Annotated in this window: 3 protein-coding genes; 1 reads left to right on the top strand and 2 read right to left on the bottom strand. The window is 76.3% G+C overall.

The window, feature by feature from the left end:
* Together AAHZ94_RS32135 and AAHZ94_RS32130 are read right to left on the bottom strand one after the other, a co-directional pair.
* On the bottom strand, positions 1-241 hold a 241-nt coding region (locus AAHZ94_RS32135; protein ID WP_349997237.1), incomplete at its 3' end, for a hypothetical protein.
* A 55-nt stretch (positions 242-296) separates the two neighbouring features.
* The gene (locus AAHZ94_RS32130) at positions 297-1,502 is read right to left on the bottom strand and encodes a hypothetical protein (RefSeq protein ID WP_349997236.1); all 1,206 of its coding nucleotides are present in this window, start codon (positions 1,500-1,502) and stop codon (positions 297-299) included.
* A gap of 271 nt (positions 1,503-1,773) precedes the next feature.
* Between AAHZ94_RS32130 and AAHZ94_RS32125 the strand changes: the two genes are divergently transcribed.
* On the top strand, positions 1,774-2,767 hold a 994-nt coding region (locus tag AAHZ94_RS32125), incomplete at its 3' end, for a serine/threonine-protein kinase (RefSeq protein ID WP_349997235.1).

Below are 2,767 nucleotides of genomic sequence, written 5' to 3'. Positions count from 1 at the left end.
CCCGCAGCCGCCCCGCCAGCGCGCAGAACGTGTCCCGCATCGCCACCACGTCGACCACCTCGCCCGGCGCCCGGGGGGCCCCCCCCGCGGGGCGGGCGCCCGCGGCCCGGGGCGGCCCGCGGGGGGGCGGGGGGGGGGGGGGGGGGGGGGGGGGGGGGGGGGGGGGGGCGGCGGCCCGCCCCCCGCCCCCCCCCGCGCCCCCCCCCCCCCCCCACCCCACCGCGTCACCCCGCCGCCCCACCGGCCCCGGCCCGGCACCAACCCGTACGCCCGCACTCCCTGCGGCCCGTACGTCCCTACTCGTGCGGCCCCACCGAATCGTCCGCCGCGTACGGATGCACGTACCGCTCCTCGCTGAAGGGGGAGAACCAGCGGGCGATGCCCATCGGGGCGACGCCGAGGTAGGCGCCGACCGGGCTTTCGTCGATGCCGTCCATCGAGTCGTCGTACAGCCACTCGTGGTCCATGTCCTCGTACACCGACTCGGCGAAGCAGCGCAGCGCGGCCGACACGCCCTCGTCGAGCAGGCCGAACAGATCGAGCGCCACCTCGGCCTCCCGCAGCAGCAGTCGCAGCACCAACTCCTCGGCCACGCAGCTCAGTTGACAGAAGGTGCCCTGGGTGAAGCGGGTGGTCAGGGCGATGGCGGTGACCAGGAAGCGGCGGCCGAAGTGGGCGTCGTAGCGCAGCGAGTAGCGGCGGGGGAGCTCGCCGAGCAGCCACATCGGCTCTTCGCACTCGGCGACGCTGCCGCCGTCCCCGTCCAGCGCGCTCACGTCCTGGAAGAGCTCGTCCAGGAGCAGGTCGGTGCCGTAGACCAGGGCGCCGGCCGCGAGAGTGGCGTCCGCCCGGGTGACACCGGGGCGGCGGTCGGCGGCGTCCTGCGGCAGGCCGGGCGGCAGCCCCGGCGGCAACGGCCGGTCCGGGTCGCCGCAGCCGGCCTCCACCCCGGCCGACGGCTGCGCCACCACCCCGAACGCCTCGGGCCCGAACGCCCGCAGCCGCCCCGCCAGCGCGCAGAACGTGTCCCGCATCGCCACCACGTCGACCACCTCGCCCGCCGCGTCGGGCCCCGGCGCCTCGGTACGGCCCGCGCTGAGCCTGGCCCGGCGCGATGCGAGGTCGTCGGGCGGCGCGTCGGGGCCCTCGGCGGCGTCCAGGCTCTCCCGGGTGAGGTCGGGATGGAGTTCGACGGCGCAGCGGACCACGGTCCACTCGGCGAGCAGGACGGAGCCCTCCAACAACTCCTCGACCAGCGCCCGCACCGCGTCCTCGGCCAGTTCGAGGGCGGGGGCGTCGACGAACACCTTCATCAGCGCGCCGCCGGGATGCACCCCGACGAAGGTGTCGAGCACCTCCACATCGGCCCCGCCGGGCCCGTCGATCGCCGCCACCTCGTCGAACGCCCGCTCAAGGAGGGCCACGGCACCCACCCGCTGAAGGGCGTCCAACTCCGGGGAGCCACCCGCTATCTGTGCGTCCACCGTCACCGCGTACTTCACCCCGCCAGCGTGGCAGGCCGAACCGCTCCAGGCGCGCGCAATCGGCCACTTCGGCCCGTACTCCTGGCCCGCTGCGCTATGCGGCGGTAACCCCGGGCCCGGGCCGCGGGCCCGCCGGCCGCATCCCGCACGGTGGGCAACGGCGCTGGCCACGGCGGCTGCGGTGGGCCGGGGGCGGTGCCGTCCGGTGACCGGCGGCGTCTATCCTGCCTCCGAGTTCGGTGATCGCGGCCGGGCGATCACACGGGGACGATCGGGGGATCAGTCCGTCATGCACAGCGATCACGACGGCGGGCCGGGCGACGGGCGGGCCGGCGGACCGGACGACGCCGCCGGCGGCATACGCGCGCTGACGCCCGCCGATCCGTCCCGGATCGGCCGCTACGCCCTGCTGGGCCGGCTCGGCTCCGGCGGCATGGGCCGGGTCTACCTGGCCCGTTCCGCCGGCGGTCGCACGGTGGCGGTCAAGGTCGTACACGAGGAGCACGCGACCAACGAGGAGTTCCGGGCCCGCTTCCGGCGCGAGGTGTCGGCCGCGCGCCGGGTCGGCGAGCGGTTCACGGCGCCGGTCCTGGACGCCGACCCGACCGCCGACCGCCCGTGGGTGGCCACCGGTTACGTGCCGGGCCCCTCGCTGGAACAGGTGGTCAGGACATACGGCGTGCTGCCCACCCGTTCCGTGTGGGCACTGGTCGACGGCCTGCTACGGGCGCTCGACGGCATCCACCGGGCCGGCATCGTGCACCGTGATCTCAAGCCGTCGAACGTGCTGCTGACCGTCGACGGCCCGCGCGTCATCGACTTCGGCATCGCCCGCGCCCTCCAGCCGTCCGTGGAGTCGCTGCTGACCAGTACCGGGATGGTGATCGGCTCGCCCGGTTTCATGGCGCCCGAGCAGGTCATCGGCGAGGACGTGGGGCCGCCGGCCGACGTCTTCGCGCTGGGCTGCGTGGCGATGTACGCGGCCACCGGCCGGCTGCCGTTCGGACACGGGGCGCCCAACCCGCACGCGGTGATGTTCCGCATCGTGCAGTCGGCGCCGGACCTGGCGGCGGTCCGGGACGAGCCGCTGCGCGCGCTGATCGCCCGCTGCCTGGCCAAGCCCGCCGCCGACCGCCCCGGCATCGCCGAACTCCTGGCCGAACTCCAGGCGGACCCGAACCGCCCCCGCCCGGCCGACGCCACCGGCGCCTGGCTGCCGCCCGCCCTCCTGGCCCGCCTCGCCCAACAGGCGGCCCGCCTGCTGGAGGTGGAGACGCCCGAAG

This window comes from Streptomyces sp. HSW2009, from assembly GCF_040240285.1.
GTDB lineage: Bacteria > Actinomycetota > Actinomycetes > Streptomycetales > Streptomycetaceae > Streptomyces.
The sequence above is the reverse complement of the archived record's forward strand: the minus strand, read 5'-3'. Positions and strand labels throughout refer to the sequence as shown.